We start from the raw sequence: 20465 nt of genomic DNA on the forward strand, positions 1-20465 counted from the left end.
ACAGAACCACACGGACAGGAAAAATGCTCCAAACGATTGCGGCCTTCGATCGCCTCGGCGAAGAAAATGCCTTCGCGGTTCTGGCCCGCGCGACAGCGCTTGCCCATGAAGGGCGCGACATCATCAATCTCGGCATCGGCCAGCCCGATTTCAGCACGCCGCAGCACATCGTTGAAGCCGCGATCAAGGCGCTGCGCGACGGCCACCATGGCTACACGCCGGCAAACGGCCTGCTCGCCACCCGTGAAGCCGTCGCCAGGCGCACGCTGGCGCTCACCGGCATCGAGGTCTCGCCGGAAAACATCATGATCATGCCCGGCGGCAAGCCCACCATGTTCGCCGCGATCCTGATGTTCGGCGAGCCGGGCGCGGAAATCCTCTATCCCGATCCCGGCTTCCCGATCTACCGCTCGATGATCGAATTTACCGGCGCAAAACCCGTTCCGGTGCCGATGCGCGAGGCCAACGGCTTTGCCTTTTCGGCCGAGGAGACGCTGTCGCTGATCACACCGAAGACACGCCTTCTGATCCTCAACTCTCCCGCCAACCCGACCGGCGGCGTCACCCCGCGCGCCGAGATCGAAAAGCTGGTCAAGGGGCTGGAAGCGCACCCGCATGTCGCCATCATGTCCGACGAAATTTACGACGTCATGACCTATGACGGCGAGACGCATTGCTCGCTGCTGCAATTCCCCGAAATCCGCGACCGGCTGATCATCCTCAATGGCTGGTCCAAGACCTGGGCGATGACCGGCTGGCGCATGGGCTGGTCGATCTGGCCGAACTCACCGGCAAGCAACCATCTCTACGACAAGGTGCGTAAGCTGGCGGTCAATTGCTGGTCCTGCGTCAACGCCCCGAGCCAGTATGCCGGCATCGCGGCCATCGACGGCCCGCAGGACGAGGTGGACAAGATGATGCGCGCCTTCGACCGCCGCCGCAAAACCGTGGTCGAGGGGCTGAACGGCCTGCCGAATGTTTCCTGCATCACCCCCAAGGGCGCCTTCTACGCCTTCCCCAACATCGAAAAGACCGGCTGGAAGGCCAAGAAACTGGCCTCCGCCCTGCTCGAGGAAGCCGGCGTCGCGCTCATCGGCGGACCGGATTTCGGCGTCCTCGGCGAAGGCTACATCCGCCTTTCCTACGCCAATTCGGAAGAAAACATCCTGCGCGCGCTGGAACGGATCGGGGATTTTCTGGAGCGGACGAAGGCGGGCTGACTGAGTCTTTGACCTGAGATTTGCCTTCGGGAGGGATTCTGCACCGCTGAAGCTCTTCTCCGTTCAGGCATGGATTCCCGACACTCTCTGCTTTGTTGACGCTCGCTCACGAGGTCGAGAATGACGAATGCACTTATGCCCTCCGCTCATCTTCAACGGCAGCCATTTGCAGAGGGCGTCCCAGGAAGTTCGTCATTCTCGACCTCGTGAGCGAGGAACGAGCGGAGAGTGTCGGGAATCCATGCCAGAACGCAAACGAAGTAGCCAACGGTCCAGAGACAGGCGACCGACACCAGAACCCCTCAAGACGACCATCACACCTGCTTAGCCGGCAGCACCGCCGTCGCCTCGATCTCCACCTTCGCCTCGTCCTCAATCAACGCCACCACCTGCACCATGGCCATCGCCGGATAGTGCTTGCCCATGACGTCGCGATAGGCGACGCCGATCTCGCGCAGATTGGCGAGATATTCGGCCTTGTCGGTGATGTACCAGGTCATCTTGACGATATGCTCGGGCCGGCCGCCGCCCTCTTTCAGAATGTCCAAGATGTTGCGCAGGGTTTGCCGCGTCTGGCCGGCAAGGTCCTTGGCTTCGAACACCTGATCGCCCGTCCAGCCGATCTGTCCGCCGAGATAGACCACGCGCCCTTCCGCAACGATGCCGTTGGCATAGCCCTTGGCAGCCTTCCAGTTGGTCGGGTGAAGCACCTGATGGTTGGTAGCTTCGGTCATGGTCGTCTCCAGTCCTGTTCTTGCTATCGGCTTCTTGTTGTCGGCGGCTCAGACGCCGAGATAACGGTCCTGCAAATCTGCGGTCAGTTCATTCGGCCGCCCGGAAAACACCGTCCGGCCTTTTTCCAGAACGAAGCAGCGGTCGGCCACCGGCAGCAGTTCGGAAAGCGTCTTGTCGACTACCAGGATCGACTGGCCTTCCGCCTTCAGCCGGCGGATCGCGGCCCAGATATCCTGCCGGATCACCGGCGCCAGCCCTTCGGTAGCTTCGTCGAGGATCAGCAGCTTCGGGTTGGTCATCAGCGCGCGGCTCACCGCCAGCATCTGCTGCTCGCCGCCCGAAAGCGTGTTGGCATACTGGTCGCGCCGCTCTTCCAGGCGCGGGAAAAGCTCGTTGATGCGGGCCAGCGTCCAGACGCCGGGCCTTGCTGCGGCAACGAGATTTTCGTGCACGGTGAGGTTCGGAAAACAGCGCCGCCCTTCCGGCACCAGCCCGACGCCGAGACGGGCGATGCGATGCGGCTGCATGCCGGCGACATCTTTCCCCGACAGCCGGATCGCCCCGTTGCGCGGCCGCACGAGCCCGAGCACGGAGCCGATCGTCGTCGTCTTACCCATGCCGTTACGGCCCATCAGCGCCACGACCTCACCCTCGGCAACCCTGAGATTGACCCCGAACAGCGCCTGCGAAGCGCCGTAAAAACTTTCCAGCCCGGATATTTCGAGAAGGCTCATGACGCTTCCCCGAGATAGGCGCGGCGCACTTCCGGGTCGTTGCGGATTTCATCGACCGTGCCGCTGGCGATGATGCGGCCGTAGACGAGCACCGAAATGCGGTCGGCCAGCGCAAACACCGCATCCATGTCGTGCTCGACCAGAAGGATCGGCGCTTCATGGCGCAATTTGTCGAGGAATGCCGTCAGCGCCTTCGAGCCTTCCGGCCCCATGCCGGCCATCGGCTCATCGAACAGGAACGCCTTCGATCCAAGCGCCAGCGCGATCGCGATCTCCAGTTGCCGCCGCTCGCCATGCGAAAGGGCCGCCGCCGGCACCTGCGCGCGGGCGGCAAGCCCGGTGCGCTCCAGCATCGCCATCGCCGGCTCGGTCAGCGACTTGTCGCCCATCACCGGGCGCAGGAAGCGGAAGCTCGAGCCCTGCCGCGATTGCACTGCCAGCATGACATTGCGCAGCGCCGAGAATTCGGGGGCCAGCGACGATATCTGGAAGCTTCGGCCAAGCCCGCGCCGGGCGCGCGCCGCAACGCCGAGCCGGCTGACATCCTCACCGAGGAAATGCACCGAACCGCTGTCCGGCTTGATCGAGCCGGAAATCTGGTGGATCAGCGTCGTCTTGCCGGCGCCGTTCGGCCCGATCAGCGCGTGGATTTCGCCGGGGCGCAAATCGATGCTCACCCCGTCGGTCGCCTTCAGCGCGCCAAAGGTCTTTTTCAGGTCGCGAATGGACAGGACGGTGTCAGCCATGACGCGCCTTTCCGGCGACGAGGCCGATCAGCCCGCCGCGGGCGAACAGCACGACGCCAAGCAGGATCAGCCCGAGGAAGAACTGCCAGTGTTCGGTGATGCCGCCGAGCGCGAACTCGAACAGCACGAACAGAATCGCACCTGCCACCGGGCCGAACAGCCGCGCCGTACCGCCAAGGATAATCAGCACGATCAACTCGCCCGACATGTGCCAGGACAGCATGGACGGGCTGACGAAGCGGTTGAGATCGGCAAACAGCGCGCCGGCCAGCCCGGTGATCGCCGCCGAGATCGCGAACGCCACCAGCCGCACACTGAACGGCACGATGCCGACAGCGGCAAGGCGCTGCTCGTTCTGCCGTCCGGCCTGAAGGGCTGCACCGAAACGCGAATTCCGGATCAGCCAGAACATGAGCAGGGCAGCCGCCAGCACGCCGTAGCAGATCAGGAAGAAGCTCAGCGGATTGGCGGTGTTGACGCCGGGAAAGCCGTTGCGCGTGATGATGGAAAGCCCGTCCTCGCCGCCATAGGCCGGCCAGGAGATGGCGAAGTAGTAGATCATCTGCGCGAAAGCGAGCGTGATCATGATGAAATAGACGCCGGATGTTCTGAGGCTGATCGCGCCGATCGGAATGGCCACGAAAACACTGACCAGCATCGCCGCCAGCCAGATCACCGGCATCTGGTCGCTGCCGGAAAATTCGAATGGCACCGAAAACATCGGCTCCATGTTGAAGGCATGGCTGGCGAAGATGCCGGCAACATAGCCGCCGTAGCCGAAGAACGCGGCATGGCCGAAGGAGATCAGTCCGCCGAGCCCGAGCGCTATGTTCAGCCCCACTGCCGCGAGAGCGAGGATCGCCATGCGGGTCGCGAGCGTGATGTAGAACGGCTCCTCCATCGCGATTGCGATGAAAGGCAGCGCCAGAAGTGCTGCGGCGAGAAAAATGTTGATCAGGGTTTCGCGGCTCATGGCTTGCCCGTCACGCATTGGCCGCGAACAGGCCCTTGGGCCGGAACGCCAGAATAAGCGCCATGACGATATAGATCAGCATCGAGGCAATCGCGGCCCCCGCCGTCGCGCCCTGCGCCGGCCCCATGAAAGCCGCGAACAGTTTTGGCAGCAGAAACCGCCCGAGCGTATCGACCAGTCCGACAAGGATCGCGCCCACCAGCGCGCCCTTGATCGAACCAATGCCGCCGATGACGATGACGACGAAGGCGAGGATCAGCACGGGCTCGCCCATGCCGACCTGCACCGATTGCAGCGCACCGACCAACGCGCCGGCAAGTCCGGCAAGGGCCGCACCCAACGCGAAGACGACCGTGTAGAGCGTGCGGATATCGACGCCCAACGCTGCGATCATCTCGCGGTCGGACTCGCCGGCGCGGATGCGCATGCCGAGCCGCGTCTTGGAGATCAGCAGGTAAAGCCCGACGGCAACAGCGATGCCGACGCCGATGATGGTCAGCCGGTAGAGCGGATAGCGCCCTCCACCCGGCAGTTGCACCGCGCCCGAAAGTGCGGAGGGAATGTCGAGATAGAGCGGAAAGGAGCCGAACAGCCAGCGCGTGCCTTCCGAAAAGATCAGGATCAGCGCGAAGGTGGCAAGCACCTGGTCGAGATGGTCGCGGTCGTAAAGCCGTCGGATCACGACAAGCTCGACCAGCGCCCCGGCTGCCGCTGCCGCAGCCAGGCTTGCAACCAGTCCGAGCCAGAACGACCCGGTTGCAGCCGCCACCGCAGCACAGGCAAAGGCGCCGATCATGTAGAGCGAGCCGTGGGCAAGGTTGATCAGGCCCATCACGCCAAAGATCAGCGTCAGCCCCGCCGCCATGAGGAAAAGCATGACGCCGAACTGCAGCCCGTTCAGTATTTGCTCGATCAGGAGCGCGGTGGACAAGGATCAGGTTCCGTTAGTTGAGTGTTCGATTGGAAGGCGCAAACGCCGACGTCCCCCCTCTCCCCGTTTACGGGGAGAGGGTAAGGGTGAGGGGCAGCACAGGTGTCGAGCAATATCCGTCAGCGCTTCCGCCGCCCCTCATCCGCCTTCGGGCACCTTCTCCCCGTAAAACGGGGAGAAGGAAGCTCACATCTTGCAGTCTTTGGCGTAGGCGTCCTCATGGTCGGTGAAGCTGGTGGCGACGATCTTGTTGGTCAGCACATCGCCTTCCTTCACCACTTCGCGGACATAGATGTCCTGGATCGGATGGTTGTTGGTGTTGAACTTGAACTTGCCGCGCACGGAATCGAACTTCGCTTCCTTCAGCGCTGCGCGGAACGCATCCGCATCCTTGACGCTGGCCTTGGCCGAAGCCGAGATGATCAGGTTCGCCGTGTCATAGGCCTGTGCCGCATAGATCGAAGGCAGCCGCTTGTATTCGGCCTCAAAACCTTCGACGAACTTCTTGTTGGCGGCGTTGTCGAGGTCCTTCGACCACGAGGCCGAGTTCTTCACGCCGACCGCCGCATCGCCGATCGCGCCGAGCACGTCCTGGTCGAAGGAGAAGCCCGGTCCCATAACCGGCGTTTCGACGCCCGACTGCGCATATTGCTTCATGAAGGCGATGCCCATACCGCCCGGCAGGAAGAAGAACACCGAGTCGGCACCGGAATCGCGGATCTGCGCGATCTCGGCGGCATAGTCGGTCTGGCCGAGCTTGGTGTAGACCTCGCCGGCCAGTTCGCCCTTGTAGAACCGCTTGAAGCCGTTCAGCGAGTCCGTGCCGGCGGGATAGTTCGGTGCCAGGATGAACACCTTCTTGTAGCCGGCGGTGTTGGCATAGTTGCCCATCGCCTCATGGAAATTGTCGTTCTGGTAGGCGACGTTGAAATAGTTCTTGTCGCACTTGGCGCCCGCCAGCGCCGACGGGCCGGCATTGACCGAAAGATAGAACTTGCCCTGCGCCACCGCATTCGGCACCACCGCCATGGCAAGGTTCGACCAGATGATGCCGGTGAGCAGATCGACCTTGTCGCTCTGGATCATCTTGTCGGCAATCTGCACGGCAAGCTCCGGCTTCTGGGCGTCATCCTCGGTGACGACCTCGATGTCCTTCACGCCAGACTGCTTGAGCGCCAGCATGAAGCCGTCGCGCGCATCGACGCCCAGACCGGCACCGCCGCCCGAAAGCGTGGTGATCATGCCGATCTTGAGCGGGTCGGCATAGGCCATGCCCGATGTCGCCAGCGACAGCGCCAGAATGCTTGCGGCAAGTATCTTCTTCATTCCCAATCTCCCATTGTTTTCCTGAGTGGCATTTTCTTGTTGTAATCAGAGTTCGGTGCGAACTTTCCAGAGTTCCGGAAACAGTTCAACCTCCAGCATCTTGCGCAGGTAGGATACACCCGAGGTTCCGCCGGTTCCGCGCTTCAGCCCGATGATGCGCTCCACCGTGGTGACGTGATTGAAGCGCCAGCGCCGGAAATAGTCCTCGAAATCAACCAGCTTTTCCGCCAGCTCGTAGAGCATCCAGTGCTGTTCGGGCGCACGGTAGATGTCAGCCCAGACATTCAGCACCGCAGCGCTTTCCTGCCGTGTTTCCCGCCAGTCGGTGCGTGTTGCATCCGCTCCGACATCAAAACCCTGTCGCGCCAGCAGGAGCAGCGCTTCGTCGTAAAGACTGGGTGCCGCGAGAATGTCCTCAAGCTTGCCCAGGACTTCCGGCCGGTGCGCATGCGGCTTAAGCAGCGCGTTGTTGCGGTTGCCCGCGAGAAATTCGATCGCCCGATATTGGTAGGACTGGAACCCGGAGGACTGGCCGAGCGAATCGCGGAACTGCGTGTATTCGCTGGGCGTCATCGTGCGCAGCACGTCCCACGCGCTGTTCAGCTGCTCGAAGATGCGCGCCACCCGCGTCAGCATCTTGAAGGCCGGCTGCAAGCGATCCTCGCGGATCGCCACGATCGCCGAGCGGATTTCGTGGATGGCAAGCTTCATCCACAGTTCGGATGTCTGGTGCTGGATGATGAACAGAAGCTCGTCATGCGCCGTGGACAGCGGCTCCTGCGCGTCGAGCACCTTTTCCAGATGAAGATAGTCGCCATAGGACATGCGCCCGCGAAATTCCATCTGGGCGCCTTGGGCGGGATTGTCAGCCTGCGTCATGTGACCTGCCCTAATCTGGCGAGGCTGCTATCGCCTCCTGCTTGCCCAACAGGATTGCACTCCGGAAGCTACATTTCAAGCATGAAATTTTATGATTAAAATATCTCCGCCAAGCGCAAGAGGATTGAGCTAATGAGCGCTGGTTTTGGAGAACAGGTTCAGGACCAGAACACCGGCAATGATCAAGCCCATTCCCGCAAAGCCGGCAAGGTCGGGCCGCTGCCCGTAGACGACCCATGCGACCAGCCCGACCAACGCTATTCCGCCACCGGCCCAGATCGCGTAGGCGATGCCGAGAGGTATCCGGTCAAGCACTTGAGACAGGAAGAAGAATGCCGCGGCATAGCCGAGAATCACCAGGGCCGACGGGCCAGGTCTGGTAAATCCTTCTGCGGCTTTCATCGCACTCGTGGCGACGACCTCGCAGATGATCGCGAGGGCAAGGATAGCGTAAGCGGGCATGGGAGCCTCCGTTGAAGGAGGCTTCTAATGATCAGAACTTCCTGACCTCGTCACGTTCACTTTCCTGTGACTGAACTGTCCGCCAACGGCCAGTCAAAGATACGATCGCCCAACAAAAAGGGCGGTCATTGGCGACCGCCCTCAGATGTGAATCGCGCTTGGGAGGAGGATAAGCCGATCCGACTGTTAAAAATGATGCGCCTGAACGGTTAACGAAACCTTAACCCGCAATTTCTGGTTGCTTTTACAATCAACGCTAAAAGACTGTTTGATAACTCGCCCTGCCGAGGCATATGGCGTGGTTTTCGAGAACCGGAGCGGAGCGTACATTTAGGTACGTGAGCACCGGAAGCGCAGAAAACTGCGTCAGATGGCCGGCAGGGTAGAGTTAGCAGGCGGTCTTTACGCTCCGACGGTCGCTTCCGTCTTGGCCGCCGAAACCGTCGCCCCGATATGGTCGACCAGCGCGTCCGGCAGCTTCAGCCGGCCGGCGAGCATGTCGAGGAAGCCGCGCTCGGCGCGGGTGTCCGGGTCGATCGCAAGCCGCGCGGCTGTGTAAAGCTCGATCTTCTGCGCATCCGTATGCGCCGATGCAGCAAGCTGGTCGAGGTCGAGCGGCGTGTCGAGTTCGGCAAGGAGAAAACTTTCGGCCTCGCTGCCGATGCCCGAAAGCGCCAGCCTGTCGGCGATCTTCTTGCGCTCTTCCTCATCGACATGGCCGTCGGCCTTGGCGGCGGCAATCATCACGCGCACCAGCGTCAGCGCGAATTCCGCCTCGCCCTGCGGCGCCTGCGATGGGTGGAAGCTCGTATCGGCCGGCGGCGGCAGCAGCTCTTGCTGGGCAGTGCCCGCCTGTTCCGGCTGCTTGCCGTTCTGGTAGTTCTGGTAGGCCTTGTAGGCGAGCCCCGCGACGGCTGCGAGCCCGCCGAGCTTCAGCGCCGAACCGGTGACGGCACGGCCAGTGCCGGTGCCGAGCAGCACCGCGGCCAGCGCACCGGCTGCCAGCGGATTATCCTTGGCAAGCTGCGTCGCCTGAGCGGCCTTGTCCCTGACGGTCGATCCCGTGCCGGGAACTTTCGAACCGAGCAGGTCATCGAGCAGCTTCTTGGGGTCGAACATCAGTGCCTCCGGAGTTTATGCCCGTCTCTTCGGGCGGGTTTCAAGTGTCGGTGAGGTAGGCAGTCTATGGCGACATTACAATGACGCGCGGTGTTTTTGGTGAGGTTTGTGCTCGGCGGAACCTTGACGGTTTGCGGTGACAACCACGAAGCTCGTCATCCCGGAAACCGGAGCGAAGCGCAGGTTATCCGGGATCTATTGGCCGGAACATCGTCAGGCACGGCCCGGTCCTGACGATGATACCTCTGCACCGCCGAAGCTCTCCGCCGTTCCGGCATGGATCCCGGGTCTCCGCATTCGCTCCGCTCATGCTCCGCCCGGGATGACGAAGGAAGCGGTGGTGCCGCAAATCGCAAACGTTATTGCTGGCCGTAAACGTGAACATCGCAAAATGCTGGCGCATCGAGTGGAAAGGCGGCGAACACTAACCCTTGCACCCGCATACATGACTGCCGCGCACCAGCGTTGACGATCAGCACGAGCCAAACATGCAGTTCGTCATCCCGGGCGGAGCATGAGCGAAGCACATGCGGAGACCCGGGATCCATGCCGGAACATCTGTGAAGATCACTGCGGTGCAGAACCATCGAAGGTGAAGCTTGCGAAGTGGAGGAAAGATTTCAGTCCGATTTTCTGCCAACCCATTGTTTTCGCTCACCCCACACATTTTTTCACGCCCGATTTATCCCCACCCTTTCCGCCTTCATCCATAATCCCTTCATCGCTCCTGCGGGACCGGGTCTGGAACCGGGATCAAGGGGGAGTGGCGGTGACCTCCCGCCCTGGTGTGGTAGCCAGGGCTCCGAGGGCCCGACACAGGCCGGCGTCCTGCGGCCGCATGCCCTGGCTGGAAACTTCAGGCGAAAGCCTGCGGCGGAAGGATCAAGGGTAGATCGCGCAGGATGCGGAGAACCCGCGGCGTCTTGTCCATGGAATGTACATGGAGCGGGCGTTGTGACCGGCCGACTTCGGGACAGATACCGAGACGGGCGGTCGAGAGATCGCAGAAAAATACAAAAGATGAGCGAGATTTCAGCCGCCCGTCTTTCCCGGCTCTTTGACAATGGCCAGACTGCGATGCAGGGCGTGGCGATGATGAAGCGCGTCTCTCCTTCTCCCCTTGTGGGAGAAGGTGGCCGACCCGAAGGGGAGGTCGGATGAGGGGTGTTGGACGGAGTGTGGACGCTGGAGTTTCTTCCAACACCCCTCATCCGTCTTGGCGCTGCGCGCCAATCCACCTTCTCCCACAAGGGGAGAAGGAAGCGACGCCTCGCTAGCCCCCGATATGCTTCTCCCCGCGCTTCTCCGCCAGTTCCACCTGGCGCTGGCGCTCGGCGTAGCGGGTGCGATCCTCGTCGGTGCGCACCTCGTAGCAATGCGGGCAGGACACGCCGTCACTGAACTGCGGCGAAAGCCGCTCCTCAGGCGTGATCGGATGACGGCAGGCGCGGCAAAGGCCGATATCGCCCTGTTCGAGCCCATGCGAAACGGAAACGCGCTCGTCGAAGACGAAGCACTCGCCCTGCCAGAGGCTGTCTTCGGCCGGCACATCCTCGAGATACTTCAGGATACCGCCTTTCAGGTGAAAGACATCCTCGATGCCGAGCGATTTCACATAGGCGGTCGCCTTCTCGCAGCGAATGCCGCCGGTGCAGAACATCGCCACCTTGCGGCCCTCGAGCTCGTCGCGATGCGCCGCCACCCAATCGGGAAATTCGCGAAAACTCTTGGTCTTCGGGTCGACCGCGCCCTGGAAAGTGCCGATCGAAACCTCGTAGTCGTTGCGCGTGTCGATGACCAAGGTCCCGGGATCGGAAATCAACGCGTTCCAGTCCTGCGGCGCGACATACGCCCCTGCCCCTTCCAGCGGGTCGATGCCCTCGACGCCCATCGTCACAATCTCGCGCTTCAGCCGCACCTTCATGCGGTGGAACGGCATTTCGGCGGCGTGGCTGTATTTCAGCTCAAGCCCGGCAAGCTCAGGAATGGCTTCGAGCCAGGCGACGAGTTCGCCGATCGCCGCCTCGGTTCCGGCCACCGTGCCATTGATGCCCTCGCGCGCAAGCAGCAGCGTACCCTTGATGCCACGAGCGCAGCAAAAGGCCGCCAGCGGCTCACGCAGCTCGGCAAACGCTTCGAACCGGCAGAACCGGTAGAGCGCGGCAACGCGGAAGGCTTGGCGGGATGTGGATGAATTCATGGTCAACGCCAGTAGCTTTTGAGCGTTTTTGTTTCAAGCCCGGCGAAAAATACCCATGTTTTCATGATCTTGTATCAGCGGCACGCCGGCGGGCTTGTCACAAAACGCGCAAGTTTATCCCCGCCTGCGAAAACGCGGCGAGAATTGGCGGGCAAAACAAGGAGTGCCGCCGCAATGTTCAGCAAGGAAACCATCCGCGAAATTTCCGCCGTCGCAAAAACCCTCGGGATCGAACCCGCCGCATTGCTGGCCATTGCCGAGGTCGAAAGTGCCGGCAAGGCCTACGCTCTGGTGAAAGGTCGCAAGGAGCCGATGATCCGCTTCGAGGGGCACTATTTCGACCGGCGCCTGTCGCCCGACAATCGCGCCAAAGCGCGGACGCAGCGGCTTTCATCACCGAATGCGGGTGGTGTCCCGAACCCCAAGACACAGGAGGCTCGCTGGCACCTGCTGGAACGCGCGACCGCCATTGACCGCAAGGCGGCGTATGAGTCCATATCGTGGGGTCTCGGCCAGGTCATGGGCACCCATTGGGCATGGCTTGGCTTCGCCAATGTCGATGCACTGGTCCGGCAAGCGCGCTCTGGCGTCGCCGGCCAGACTAGGCTGATGGAGCGCTATATCGAAAAGAGTGGCCTAGTTCCGGCGATCCGCCGGCACGACTGGGACGCATTCGCGCGCGGCTACAATGGGCCGGATTACAAGCGCCACGCCTACCAAACGAAAATCGCGGCCGCCTACAAGCGCTACAAGGCGAGCGAAGCGGGCACCGAAACTGCGATGACCTCGTTGTCTGGCGACGCACCGGCCCGGAACTCGCCAACGGTCGCCCTTCCCGGGGCGCCCCCTGCCAAACCGGCACAGGCTGGCGGCTGGCGCGCAATGTGGAGGAAACTGGCGAACTTCCTCTGGAGAGGATAACAACAGGCAGTGCTTACGTGGACTTGCCGGTCGACGTCTGCTAAATCGATTGAAATTTCAGCCCGCCAAGAGAAGGCATGATGTCCAGCAAGACCGAAAAGCTCCTTTCCCTCCTCGACGGCCAGCCGGTCATCCCCGTTCTGAAGATCGACAATGTGGCGGATGCCGTGCCGCTGGCACGCGCTCTGGCGCGTGGCGGCCTGCGCGCCATCGAGATCACACTGAGGACACCCGATGCGCTGGAGGCGATCCGCCGGGCAGCAGGTGAGGTCGAGGAGGCAATCATCGGCTCCGGCACCATTCTCGATGCCCGGCAGTTCGAGCAGGCCGAAAAGGCGGGCTCGAAATTCATCGTCAGCCCCGGTGTGACACGCGAGCTTCTGGCAGCAGCCGGCAACAGCGAGGTTCCGCTGCTGCCGGGCGCGATCACGCCGGGAGAAATCATGGCCGCGCGCGAGGCCGGGCTGGATTTCCTAAAATTCTTCCCGGCCGAGCAGGCGGGCGGCGCATCCTTCCTCAAGGCACTCGCCTCCCCCTTCGCCGGCATCAACTTCTGCCCGACCGGCGGCGTGACGACAAAGAACGCTGTCGACTACCTGTCCCTGCCCAATGTGAATTGCGTCGGCGGTTCCTGGGTCGCGCCCGACGATCTCATCAAGGCCGGCAACTGGACCGCCATCGAGGCGCTCGCCCGTGAAGCCTCCGGCCTGCGCAAGGGCTGAGTTCAAGCCACGGCGCTTCTCCGCCGCGCCCGATACCTGACAGCGCGCAGATGGACGCCGCCGATACCGAACCCACAAACAAAAAGCGCCGGGCAAGACCCGGCGCTTTGTTTTTGGAGTTCGGCGTTGCCGTCAGTGGGTCTGGAAGCGCGCCACCGTCAGGAACTTGACCGCCTTGCCGGAGAAACGGTTGGCATCGGCCAGCTGGTTCTCGGCCTGGAAACCGGCGGTGTAGACTTCACGTGGCGCGGTACGCACGATGTTGTAGGCGAAGGAAGGTGCGCGTGTTCCGGCCGAAGCCGTCGTCACATAGTCGTTGTGCAACACCCAGCGCGCGGCCTGCGGCTGGGCCGCGACCACGACCGGCTTGCGGTCAGGCTTCGAATCCTGGGCGCTGGCGCGTGCCGCCTTGCGTGTCGTCTTGGCACCTGTATCGACGGCTGCGGCTGCAGAAGCGGCCGCCGGGCGTTCGGTGACGGTTTCGCGCAAGGCCGCTGCATTGTTGAGTGCTGCGACGCGCGCATGGCTTGCCTTGAGCTCCGCGTCCACCGCGGCGGCGTTGGCGGCTGCATCGGCATTGGCAGGCTCGGGCAGCGTCGGCCGCGCCTCGGGAAGTGCTGCCACGATCATATCGCGGTCGGCCGTTTCCGGACGATTTCCCGGCAGCGGCACGGGCGAAGCGTCGGCCATCGTCCGGTTCTTGCCTTCGGGCTCGGCCAGTGCCAGCAGGATCGCTTCCTGCTGGGCAGGCGTCGCAAGTTCGGACGGCGGCGTGTAGTCGGGACGACGCGTCGGCAATGGAATGTTGAGCGCGACCTCCTGCGCCGGAGCAGCCGGCGTCTCAGCCAATGGCGCGCTCGCCATGCCGAACGGAACCTGTTCCGGCGACTGAGCAGCGGCAACTGCCGCAGCGACCTCGGTCTGCGGGCGCGGCGCCAATGCAGGCAGCGGCACGTTGCGCGTCGGCAGGGCGGCTATGATGGTTTCAGGAGTCTGCTCCTGCGGCCTCGGCGTGTCCGCGGCCGGAATATCGGCGCGCTGAGCCTCGTCCGGAGACAATATCTGGATGCCGGGCAACGAAGACTTGGCCGCCGGGGCCTGCGCTGCCGGAGCCTGCCTGACAGCGGCCTTCGGCGCAGGAGCGGGTGCGGCCGAAGCCACGACCGGGCTGCTGTCTTCATCGTCGTCGGCTCCACCGCCGCCACCGAAGAAGGCCGCGAGAAGCCCACCGGAACGCTTGCTGCCGCCGCTGCTGTTGCTGGCCAGGGCGATAGCCAGATCGCCCCTGCCCTTGCGGGCTTCATAGGCGGCAACCGCCTGCTCGAAGCCCGGCAATGGCTTGCCGTCGCTCGGCACGTGAAGCGTCTTGCCGTTCGGGAAGACCGCGACCAGTTCCTTGCGGCTCATGCGCGGCCAATGGCGCACATTGCCGACGTCGAAGTGAACGAAAGGCGAGCCCGAGGTCGGATAGTAGCCGACACCGCCGGCCTGCATTTTCAGACCGATCTCGCGAAGTTTCTTCAGGCGAACATCCGGGAGATAAAAGTCCATCGCCTTGCCGAGCATGTGCTGGCTCTTGTTGGCGACGCCCTTGCTGCGGCCGCGCAGCATGGAATTGGTGGCCGGCGAACGGTAGGCCGAAACGACGTGGATGTAGTCACGCGAACCCGAGGCCTTGTACGCCTCCCAGACCAGATCGAGAAGCCGCGGGTCCATCTTGGTCGGTTCGTTGCGGCGCCAGTCGCGCAGGAAGCGATTTATCTGCTGCAGGCCGGACTGATCGTAGCGACCGTTCCTCTTGAAAGTGATCTCTGCCTTCTCCTTGGTATGGATGAAGTAGAGCTTCAACGTCCGTGTCTCGGCACTTGCCGCGGATGCTGCCAGAGTGAGGAAACCGAAGGCGACCATCAATACCGCCAGCAAACCATGCCAGCCGGTCGTTTTGAAGAATCGCCGGGTTGTGAATCGCTTGATGCTAATCAAATCAAAAGGCCTTACAGACTGCCGTTTGTCCCCGGATTTGAATTTCCGGACGTGGAAAGTTACGTCCGAATATCGATCCTAATGGTTAATCACTGCTTATTGAAGTCGAAATGCGGTGACACCGTGGCATTATCCCGGCAAAATTTAAGCGCGGGAGTTCTTGGTAAACCGGGGGTTTATCGTCTGGGCCTTGCGTGGCGCTGGTTAAGAATTGGGTCAGGACACCAGGCGCTCGGCCCGACCGGTTTCCGGGTCGATACCATATTCCTTGAGCTTCCTGTACAAGGTCGAGCGTCCGATGCCAAGCCGTCGGGCGACCTCGCTCATCTGGCCATTATAATGGTCGATGGCCAGCTTGATCATCTCCAGTTCGACCTCTGCAAGCGACCGGACATTGCCGCGATCGTCGAGGGCTTTCAGGATGCCGAAATGCGTCTCAGGCGCGATAGCCGGCGGCGCGATGTGCATACGTTCAACGTCGGATCGCACCAAAGCCTGATCGGAATCATCTATGAGTGCCTCGTCGGAGACAGCATCCTCAAGCCTGACGACCCCTTCGACCTGCGCCCTGATCTGCGGAAATTCTTCCTCGGTCAGAACGTCGCCTTCGCACAGCACGGAGGCCCGAAACACGGCATTTTCCAATTGGCGGATGTTGCCTGGCCAGTCATAGGCCTGAAGCATCGAAAGCGCCCGCGACGAGATGTCCACGACACGGCCGCGCCCATCCGACGGGGGCACCTTCGCCATGAAATGCCGAACGAGGTGCGGAATATCGTCGCGGCGCTCGCGCAGCGGCGGCACGTAGATCGGGTAGACATTCAACCGGTAGAAAAGGTCTTCGCGGAACTTGCCGTCCTTGACCTGCTGCAGAAGATTGCGGTGCGTCGCCGAAATCAGCCTGATATCGACCTTCACGGTGGCCCTCCCGCCGACCGGATCGACTTCGCCGTCCTGCACTGCGCGCAGCAGCTTGACCTGCACGTCGAGCGGCAGGTCGCCGATCTCGTCGAGAAACAGCGTGCCGGTGTGCGCTTCTACGAACTTTCCGGTGTGCTTCTCCGTCGCGCCGGTGAACGAGCCCTTCTCATGGCCGAAGAGAATGCTTTCGACCAGATTATCGGGGATGGCGCCGCAATTGACGGTGACGAACGGTTTCGACCGGCGCGCGCTCGAGCCTTGAATAGCGCGGGCGACGAGTTCCTTGCCGACGCCCGATTCGCCCTCGATCAGGATAGGGATGCTGGAAGCGGCAGCCTTCTGGCCGAGCCGGATAACCCGCTCCATCGCCTGGCTTCTGGTGATCATGTCCTTGAAAGTCAGAGTGCCGCCGCTGCGGCTCGAGCGCTTCGCCTCGCTGCTCAGCGTCTCGATCTTCAAGGCATTGGTGATCGCCGTCTTCAGCCGTTCCGGAGACGCCGGCTTGACCACGAAATCGAACGCCCCATGGCGCATCGCCGTGACAACGGTCTCGATCCCGCCCTGTGCGGTCTGGACGATGACCGGAAGGTTGATGCTGCGCTCGCGCATTGCCTTGAGCACGCCGATGCCATCGATGCCCGGCATTGCCAGATCGAGGATGACGACCGAGATGTCACCGGCTTCAAGAAACTTGAGCGCCGCCTCGCCCCCGTCGGCCAGCATGGTTTCATAGCCGAACTTCGTGACGGCAGATTCCAGCAATCGCCGCTGCACGGGATCGTCGTCGACTATGAGAACGCAAGCTGCCATGAATTATTCGGAGAATCGCACTAGAGATTGATTGCTGTCTGGATCAGACTGGCACAGGGTTCTAAATAAGGTTTCAAAAAAGCCGGTGAACGAAAGCTTTAAGAAAAGTCCGGCCTTCTCCTCGTCTGAAATCGGAAGGTAATTCTATGCGCATGGTTTCGGGGCGGAACGCCGCTCCACTGACCTCCGGCCACGCAGCCGGTGATCTTGGCGATCTTCCCGAATGGGATCTGACCGACCTCTATGCGGCCATGGATGCGCCGGAACTGAAACGTGACCTCGAAAAGGCGGCGGAAGACGCAATCGCCTTCGAGACCCGTTGGAAGGGAACGCTGGCGATCGAAGCCCAGAAAGGTGCGAACGGCCGGCTCGGCGAAGCGCTCCGCACCTACGAAGCCATCGAGGAACTGATCGGCCGCATCGCCTCCTACGCAGGGCTGATCTATGCTGGAAACACCGCCGATCCGCAGCGCGCCAAGCTCTACGGCGACATCCAGGAGAAGATGACGGATGCCAGCGCGCATCTGCTGTTTTTCGCGCTGGAACTGAACCTCGTCGAGGACGAGCATGTTCTTGCAGCACTCGATGCCGACCCGGCATTCGGCCATTACCGGCCCTGGGTGTTGGACCTGAGAAAAGACAAGCCCTTCCAGCTGGAAGATCGGATCGAGCAGCTTTTCCATGAAAAGTCGATCACCGGGCGCGGCGCGTGGAACCGCCTGTTCGACGAGACGATGACCGACCTGCGCTTCGACATCGATGGCGAAGAGCTGACGCTGGAGCCGACCCTGAACCGGCTTCAGGATGTCGATGGCGACATCCGGCGCAAGGCGTCTGAAGCCTTGGCTGCCACGTTCAAGGAAAACCTGCGCACCTTCACGCTGATCACCAACACGCTCGCCAAGGACAAGGAAATCTCCGACCGCTGGCGTGGCTTCGAGGACATCGCCGACTCGCGCCATCTCGCCAACCGCGTCGAGCGCAGCGTCGTCGATGCGCTGGCTTCCGCCGTTCGCGACGCCTATCCGCGCCTGTCACACCGCTATTATGCGATGAAGGCACGCTGGCTCGGCATGGACGTGATGAACCACTGGGATCGGAACGCGCCTCTGCCCGAGACACCGCAGGCGACGATCGGATGGGACGAAGCGAAAGACACGGTACTGTCGGCCTACCAGCGGTTCTCGCCGGATATGGCGCAGATCGCGCGCACCTTCTTCGACCGCCGCTGGATCGACGCACCGGTGCGGCCCGGAAAGGCGCCCGGCGCCTTCGCGCACCCGACGGTGCCGTCGGCTCACCCCTATGTACTGCTCAACTACATGGGCAAGCCGCGCGACGTGATGACGCTGGCGCACGAGCTCGGCCACGGCGTGCATCAGGTTCTGGCCGGTGGTCAGGGCGCGCTGATGGCCTCGACGCCGCTGACGCTTGCCGAGACGGCCTCGGTTTTCGGCGAGATGCTGACCTTCCGCTCACTGCTCGACAAGACCACCGAGCGGCGCGAGCGCAAGGCCATGCTCGCCCAGAAGGTCGAGGACATGATCAACACGGTTGTGCGCCAGATCGCCTTCTACGAGTTCGAACGCAAGGTGCACACCGAGCGCCGCAACGGCGAACTGACTTCCGACAAGCTCGGCCAGTTCTGGCTGGAGGTGCAGGCCGAAAGCCTTGGCCCCGCGATCAGGCTGCGCGAGGGCTACGAAACCTTCTGGACCTATATTCCGCACTTCATCCATTCGCCCTTCTACGTCTATGCATATGCCTTCGGCGACTGCCTGGTGAACTCGCTCTATGCCGTCTATCAGAATGCCGAACGGGGATTTCAGGAGAAGTATTTCGACATGCTGCGCGCCGGCGGCACCAAGCACCACTCCGAGCTGCTGAGACCGTTCGGCCTCGACGCCTCCGACCCGGCCTTCTGGCAGATCGGCCTTGCCGTCATCGGCGACCTGATCGACGAGCTGGAAACGCTCGATTGAGCCGGGCAGATTTGGAATTCACCGGTTAAGAACGATGCCAGCATCCCCGTTCGTCCTGTTCCGAGACGATCCAGCCGGTCACGAACTCCTGTTCGACCGGCCGCACAAGATTATTGTCGCCGACACGCCGGAGAGCTTCTTCCCGGCACTTGAAGAAGTGCAGGCGGCGCATGATGCCGGCAAATGGCTTGCCGGCTATTTTTCCTACGAGGCCGGCTATCTTCTCGAGCCCAAGCTGCGGCCGATCCTGCCGGACGGGCGGCGCGCGCCGCTGATCTGCCTCGGTGTCTTCGACGGCCCGTCGGAAAACGACCTGCCCGGCTTTCGCCAGCCGGTCACCAACGGCCCGATCTTCGATGCGCGCGCGACATGGTCTTTCGGGGACTATGAAAAGCGTTTTTCGCGCCTGCACCAGCATCTGCGGCAGGGCGACTGCTATCAGGGCAACCTGACTTTTCCGATCCACGCCTCATGGTCGGGCGACCCGCTCGCTGCATTCGACGCGCTGACCGAACGCCAGCCGGTGAAATATGGTGCGCTGGTGTCGCTGGGTGATCCGATCATCCTGTCGCGTTCGCCGGAGCTTTTCTTCCAGATCGATGGCGACGGCTGGATCGATACGCACCCCATGAAAGGCACCGCCCCGCGCGGCGCGACCCCGGAAGAGGACGAGGCGCAGCGGCATTTCCTGCGCAACGATCCGAAGAACCAGGCGGAAAACCGTATGATCGTCGATCTGTTGCGCAACGACATCTCGCTGATCAGCGAAGTCGGCACGCTTGACGTGCCGGAGCTTTTCAAGATCGAAACCTACCCTACGCTGCACACCATGGTCAGCCGCGTGCGCGCCAAGCTACTGCCCGATCTATCGATCGCGCGAATATTCGCCGCCCTCTTCCCCTGCGGCTCCATCACCGGCGCGCCAAAGATCCGTGCCATGGAAATCCTGAATGATCTGGAAGGCACGCCGCGCGATGCCTATTGCGGCGCCATCGGCTGGATCGCACCCGGCGGCACTATGCGCTTTTCCGTCGCGATCCGCACCATCTCGCTCTATCCCGAGGGCGAGGCCGTCTACAATGTCGGTGGTGGCATCGTCTTCGATTCGACGGCTGAAGAGGAATATGAGGAATGCCTTCTGAAGGCCCGTTTCGCGACGGGAACCCGCCCAAATTCGAACTGATCGAGACGCTGCGCTGGGAACCGGCGCAAGGTTTCGTTCGGCTCGAGCGGCATCTGACGCGGCTTGAAGCTTCGGCGCGCGATCTCGGCTTCAGGTTCGAACGAGCTGAAGTGGCGCGCGAACTTTCGCACAGCGCAAGCGGAAGCGCACCGCTCCGCATTCGCCTGACGCTCGACCGACACGGCATTGCGAAAGTCACCACACAGCCTTTCGTTCCGCTCCCGGCCGACACCGTCTGGAAGCTTGCCATCGCCAATGTGAGGCTGGACTCGACCGACATGCTGTTGCGCCACAAGACGACCAAACGCACAGCCTACGAGGCAGCGCGGGTGGAATTTCCGCCGGAAGCAGCCAATGAAGTAATCCTGTGCAACGAGCGCGGCGAAATCTGTGAGGGAACCATCACCACGCTCTTTGCCGATGTGGGCCACGGCTTGCTGCGCACTCCCGCTCTTCATTGCGGCTTGCTGGCAGGCGTTCTGCGTGTCGAATTGCTGGAAACCGGAAAGGCCATCGAAGCCGTTCTGACAATTGACGATCTACACAAGGCCAAAGCGCTCTTCGTCGGCAATTCGCTGCGGGGCTTGATCCGCGCCCAACTCGCATGATCTTGTTTGC

At 62.2% G+C, this 20465-nt stretch carries 18 protein-coding genes; 6 read left to right on the top strand and 12 right to left on the bottom strand.

The window, feature by feature from the left end:
• The first annotated feature begins 23 nt into the window (after nt 1-23).
• Complete coding sequence (locus tag WBQ96_RS23560) at nt 24-1220, top strand: pyridoxal phosphate-dependent aminotransferase (RefSeq protein WP_336553821.1); 1197 nt, start codon at nt 24-26, stop codon at nt 1218-1220.
• 314 nt (nt 1221-1534) lie between these two features.
• Here the strand turns inward: WBQ96_RS23560 and WBQ96_RS23565 are convergent, their stop codons facing one another.
• The 10 genes from WBQ96_RS23565 to trhO all read right to left on the bottom strand — a co-directional run bounded on the left by WBQ96_RS23565 (nt 1535) and on the right by trhO (nt 11325).
• Nucleotides 1535-1954 carry a RidA family protein gene (locus WBQ96_RS23565; RefSeq protein WP_336553823.1) on the bottom strand — a complete coding sequence of 140 codons (420 nt, stop codon included), beginning with the start codon at nt 1952-1954 and terminating at the stop codon, nt 1535-1537.
• A gap of 48 nt (nt 1955-2002) precedes the next feature.
• Entirely contained in the window at nt 2003-2689 is a 687-nt protein-coding gene (locus WBQ96_RS23570; protein WP_336553825.1) for an ABC transporter ATP-binding protein, read from the bottom strand.
• Nucleotides 2686-3435 carry an ABC transporter ATP-binding protein gene (locus WBQ96_RS23575; protein ID WP_336553827.1) on the bottom strand — a complete coding sequence of 250 codons (750 nt, stop codon included), beginning with the start codon at nt 3433-3435 and terminating at the stop codon, nt 2686-2688. The genes WBQ96_RS23570 and WBQ96_RS23575 overlap by 4 nt, the downstream gene beginning before the upstream one ends.
• Entirely contained in the window at nt 3428-4408 is a 981-nt protein-coding gene (locus tag WBQ96_RS23580) for a branched-chain amino acid ABC transporter permease (protein ID WP_336553829.1), read from the bottom strand. The genes WBQ96_RS23575 and WBQ96_RS23580 overlap by 8 nt, the downstream gene beginning before the upstream one ends.
• A 10-nt stretch (nt 4409-4418) precedes the next feature.
• A complete protein-coding gene (locus WBQ96_RS23585) occupies nt 4419-5339 on the bottom strand; it encodes a branched-chain amino acid ABC transporter permease (protein WP_165120656.1) in 921 nt (306 codons plus the stop codon).
• Nucleotides 5340-5525: 186 nt separating this feature from the next.
• Nucleotides 5526-6665: an ABC transporter substrate-binding protein gene (locus WBQ96_RS23590; protein WP_336553831.1), complete on the bottom strand. Its 1140-nt coding sequence runs from the start codon at nt 6663-6665 to the stop codon at nt 5526-5528.
• Between the two features lie 45 nt (nt 6666-6710).
• A complete protein-coding gene (gene kynA / locus WBQ96_RS23595) occupies nt 6711-7544 on the bottom strand; it encodes a tryptophan 2,3-dioxygenase (RefSeq protein ID WP_336553832.1) in 834 nt (277 codons plus the stop codon).
• Nucleotides 7545-7673: 129 nt separating this feature from the next.
• Nucleotides 7674-8006: a DMT family transporter gene (locus tag WBQ96_RS23600; protein WP_336553834.1), complete on the bottom strand. Its 333-nt coding sequence runs from the start codon at nt 8004-8006 to the stop codon at nt 7674-7676.
• A gap of 402 nt (nt 8007-8408) precedes the next feature.
• Nucleotides 8409-9125, bottom strand: coding sequence for a tellurite resistance TerB family protein (locus tag WBQ96_RS23605; RefSeq protein ID WP_336553836.1), 717 nt, complete (start codon nt 9123-9125; stop codon nt 8409-8411).
• A 1273-nt stretch (nt 9126-10398) separates the two neighbouring features.
• Nucleotides 10399-11325 (bottom strand): oxygen-dependent tRNA uridine(34) hydroxylase TrhO, encoded by a 927-nt coding sequence (gene trhO, locus WBQ96_RS23610; protein ID WP_336553838.1) that lies wholly within the window; start codon nt 11323-11325, stop codon nt 10399-10401.
• A 174-nt stretch (nt 11326-11499) separates the two neighbouring features.
• Here trhO and WBQ96_RS23615 point away from each other — a divergent pair, with 174 nt between their 5' ends.
• Together WBQ96_RS23615 and WBQ96_RS23620 are read left to right on the top strand one after the other, a co-directional pair.
• The gene (locus WBQ96_RS23615) at nt 11500-12246 is read left to right on the top strand and encodes an N-acetylmuramidase family protein (RefSeq protein ID WP_336553839.1); all 747 of its coding nucleotides are present in this window, start codon (nt 11500-11502) and stop codon (nt 12244-12246) included.
• Between the two features lie 80 nt (nt 12247-12326).
• Nucleotides 12327-12968, top strand: a complete 642-nt coding sequence (locus WBQ96_RS23620; protein WP_336553959.1) for a 2-dehydro-3-deoxy-phosphogluconate aldolase — start codon at nt 12327-12329, stop codon at nt 12966-12968.
• Between the two features lie 132 nt (nt 12969-13100).
• On the opposite strand, the gene WBQ96_RS23625 is transcribed toward WBQ96_RS23620, so the two are convergent.
• Nucleotides 13101-14876, bottom strand: coding sequence for a DUF882 domain-containing protein (locus WBQ96_RS23625; RefSeq protein WP_336553841.1), 1776 nt, complete (start codon nt 14874-14876; stop codon nt 13101-13103).
• A gap of 291 nt (nt 14877-15167) precedes the next feature.
• Entirely contained in the window at nt 15168-16682 is a 1515-nt protein-coding gene (locus tag WBQ96_RS23630) for a sigma-54-dependent transcriptional regulator (protein ID WP_336553843.1), read from the bottom strand.
• 146 nt (nt 16683-16828) lie between these two features.
• Here WBQ96_RS23630 and WBQ96_RS23635 point away from each other — a divergent pair, with 146 nt between their 5' ends.
• Genes WBQ96_RS23635 through WBQ96_RS23645 form a run of 3 tightly spaced genes read left to right on the top strand, consistent with a single transcriptional unit; the run spans nt 16829 to nt 20455 of the window.
• Nucleotides 16829-18664 (top strand): M3 family oligoendopeptidase, encoded by a 1836-nt coding sequence (locus WBQ96_RS23635; RefSeq protein WP_336553845.1) that lies wholly within the window; start codon nt 16829-16831, stop codon nt 18662-18664.
• Between the two features lie 34 nt (nt 18665-18698).
• Nucleotides 18699-19847 (top strand): aminodeoxychorismate synthase component I, encoded by a 1149-nt coding sequence (locus tag WBQ96_RS23640; RefSeq protein ID WP_336553847.1) that lies wholly within the window; start codon nt 18699-18701, stop codon nt 19845-19847.
• Nucleotides 19796-20455 (top strand): aminotransferase class IV family protein, encoded by a 660-nt coding sequence (locus WBQ96_RS23645; RefSeq protein WP_336553849.1) that lies wholly within the window; start codon nt 19796-19798, stop codon nt 20453-20455. Before WBQ96_RS23640 ends, WBQ96_RS23645 begins: the two co-directional genes overlap by 52 nt.
• Nucleotides 20456-20465: the final 10 nt, after the last annotated feature.

This window comes from Mesorhizobium sp. CCNWLY176 (assembly GCF_037153935.1).
Lineage (GTDB): Bacteria > Pseudomonadota > Alphaproteobacteria > Rhizobiales > Rhizobiaceae > Mesorhizobium_M > Mesorhizobium_M zhangyense.

What these genes read in the sequence shown, in the direction of transcription:
- WBQ96_RS23560 (WP_336553821.1), top strand. Translation starts at nt 24, where the DNA reads ATGCTCCAAACGATTGCGGCCTTCGATCGCCTCGGCGAAGAAAATGCC.
- WBQ96_RS23565 (WP_336553823.1), bottom strand. Translation starts at nt 1,954, where the DNA reads ATGACCGAAGCTACCAACCATCAGGTGCTTCACCCGACCAACTGGAAG.
- WBQ96_RS23570 (WP_336553825.1), bottom strand. Translation starts at nt 2,689, where the DNA reads ATGAGCCTTCTCGAAATATCCGGGCTGGAAAGTTTTTACGGCGCTTCG.
- WBQ96_RS23575 (WP_336553827.1), bottom strand. Translation starts at nt 3,435, where the DNA reads ATGGCTGACACCGTCCTGTCCATTCGCGACCTGAAAAAGACCTTTGGC.
- WBQ96_RS23580 (WP_336553829.1), bottom strand. Translation starts at nt 4,408, where the DNA reads ATGAGCCGCGAAACCCTGATCAACATTTTTCTCGCCGCAGCACTTCTG.
- WBQ96_RS23590 (WP_336553831.1), bottom strand. Translation starts at nt 6,665, where the DNA reads ATGAAGAAGATACTTGCCGCAAGCATTCTGGCGCTGTCGCTGGCGACA.
- kynA (WP_336553832.1), bottom strand. Translation starts at nt 7,544, where the DNA reads ATGACGCAGGCTGACAATCCCGCCCAAGGCGCCCAGATGGAATTTCGC.
- WBQ96_RS23600 (WP_336553834.1), bottom strand. Translation starts at nt 8,006, where the DNA reads ATGCCCGCTTACGCTATCCTTGCCCTCGCGATCATCTGCGAGGTCGTC.
- WBQ96_RS23605 (WP_336553836.1), bottom strand. Translation starts at nt 9,125, where the DNA reads ATGTTCGACCCCAAGAAGCTGCTCGATGACCTGCTCGGTTCGAAAGTT.
- trhO (WP_336553838.1), bottom strand. Translation starts at nt 11,325, where the DNA reads ATGAATTCATCCACATCCCGCCAAGCCTTCCGCGTTGCCGCGCTCTAC.
- WBQ96_RS23615 (WP_336553839.1), top strand. Translation starts at nt 11,500, where the DNA reads ATGTTCAGCAAGGAAACCATCCGCGAAATTTCCGCCGTCGCAAAAACC.
- WBQ96_RS23620 (WP_336553959.1), top strand. Translation starts at nt 12,327, where the DNA reads ATGTCCAGCAAGACCGAAAAGCTCCTTTCCCTCCTCGACGGCCAGCCG.
- WBQ96_RS23625 (WP_336553841.1), bottom strand. Translation starts at nt 14,876, where the DNA reads ATGGTCGCCTTCGGTTTCCTCACTCTGGCAGCATCCGCGGCAAGTGCC.
- WBQ96_RS23630 (WP_336553843.1), bottom strand. Translation starts at nt 16,682, where the DNA reads ATGGCAGCTTGCGTTCTCATAGTCGACGACGATCCCGTGCAGCGGCGA.
- WBQ96_RS23635 (WP_336553845.1), top strand. Translation starts at nt 16,829, where the DNA reads ATGCGCATGGTTTCGGGGCGGAACGCCGCTCCACTGACCTCCGGCCAC.
- WBQ96_RS23640 (WP_336553847.1), top strand. Translation starts at nt 18,699, where the DNA reads ATGCCAGCATCCCCGTTCGTCCTGTTCCGAGACGATCCAGCCGGTCAC.
- WBQ96_RS23645 (WP_336553849.1), top strand. Translation starts at nt 19,796, where the DNA reads ATGCCTTCTGAAGGCCCGTTTCGCGACGGGAACCCGCCCAAATTCGAA.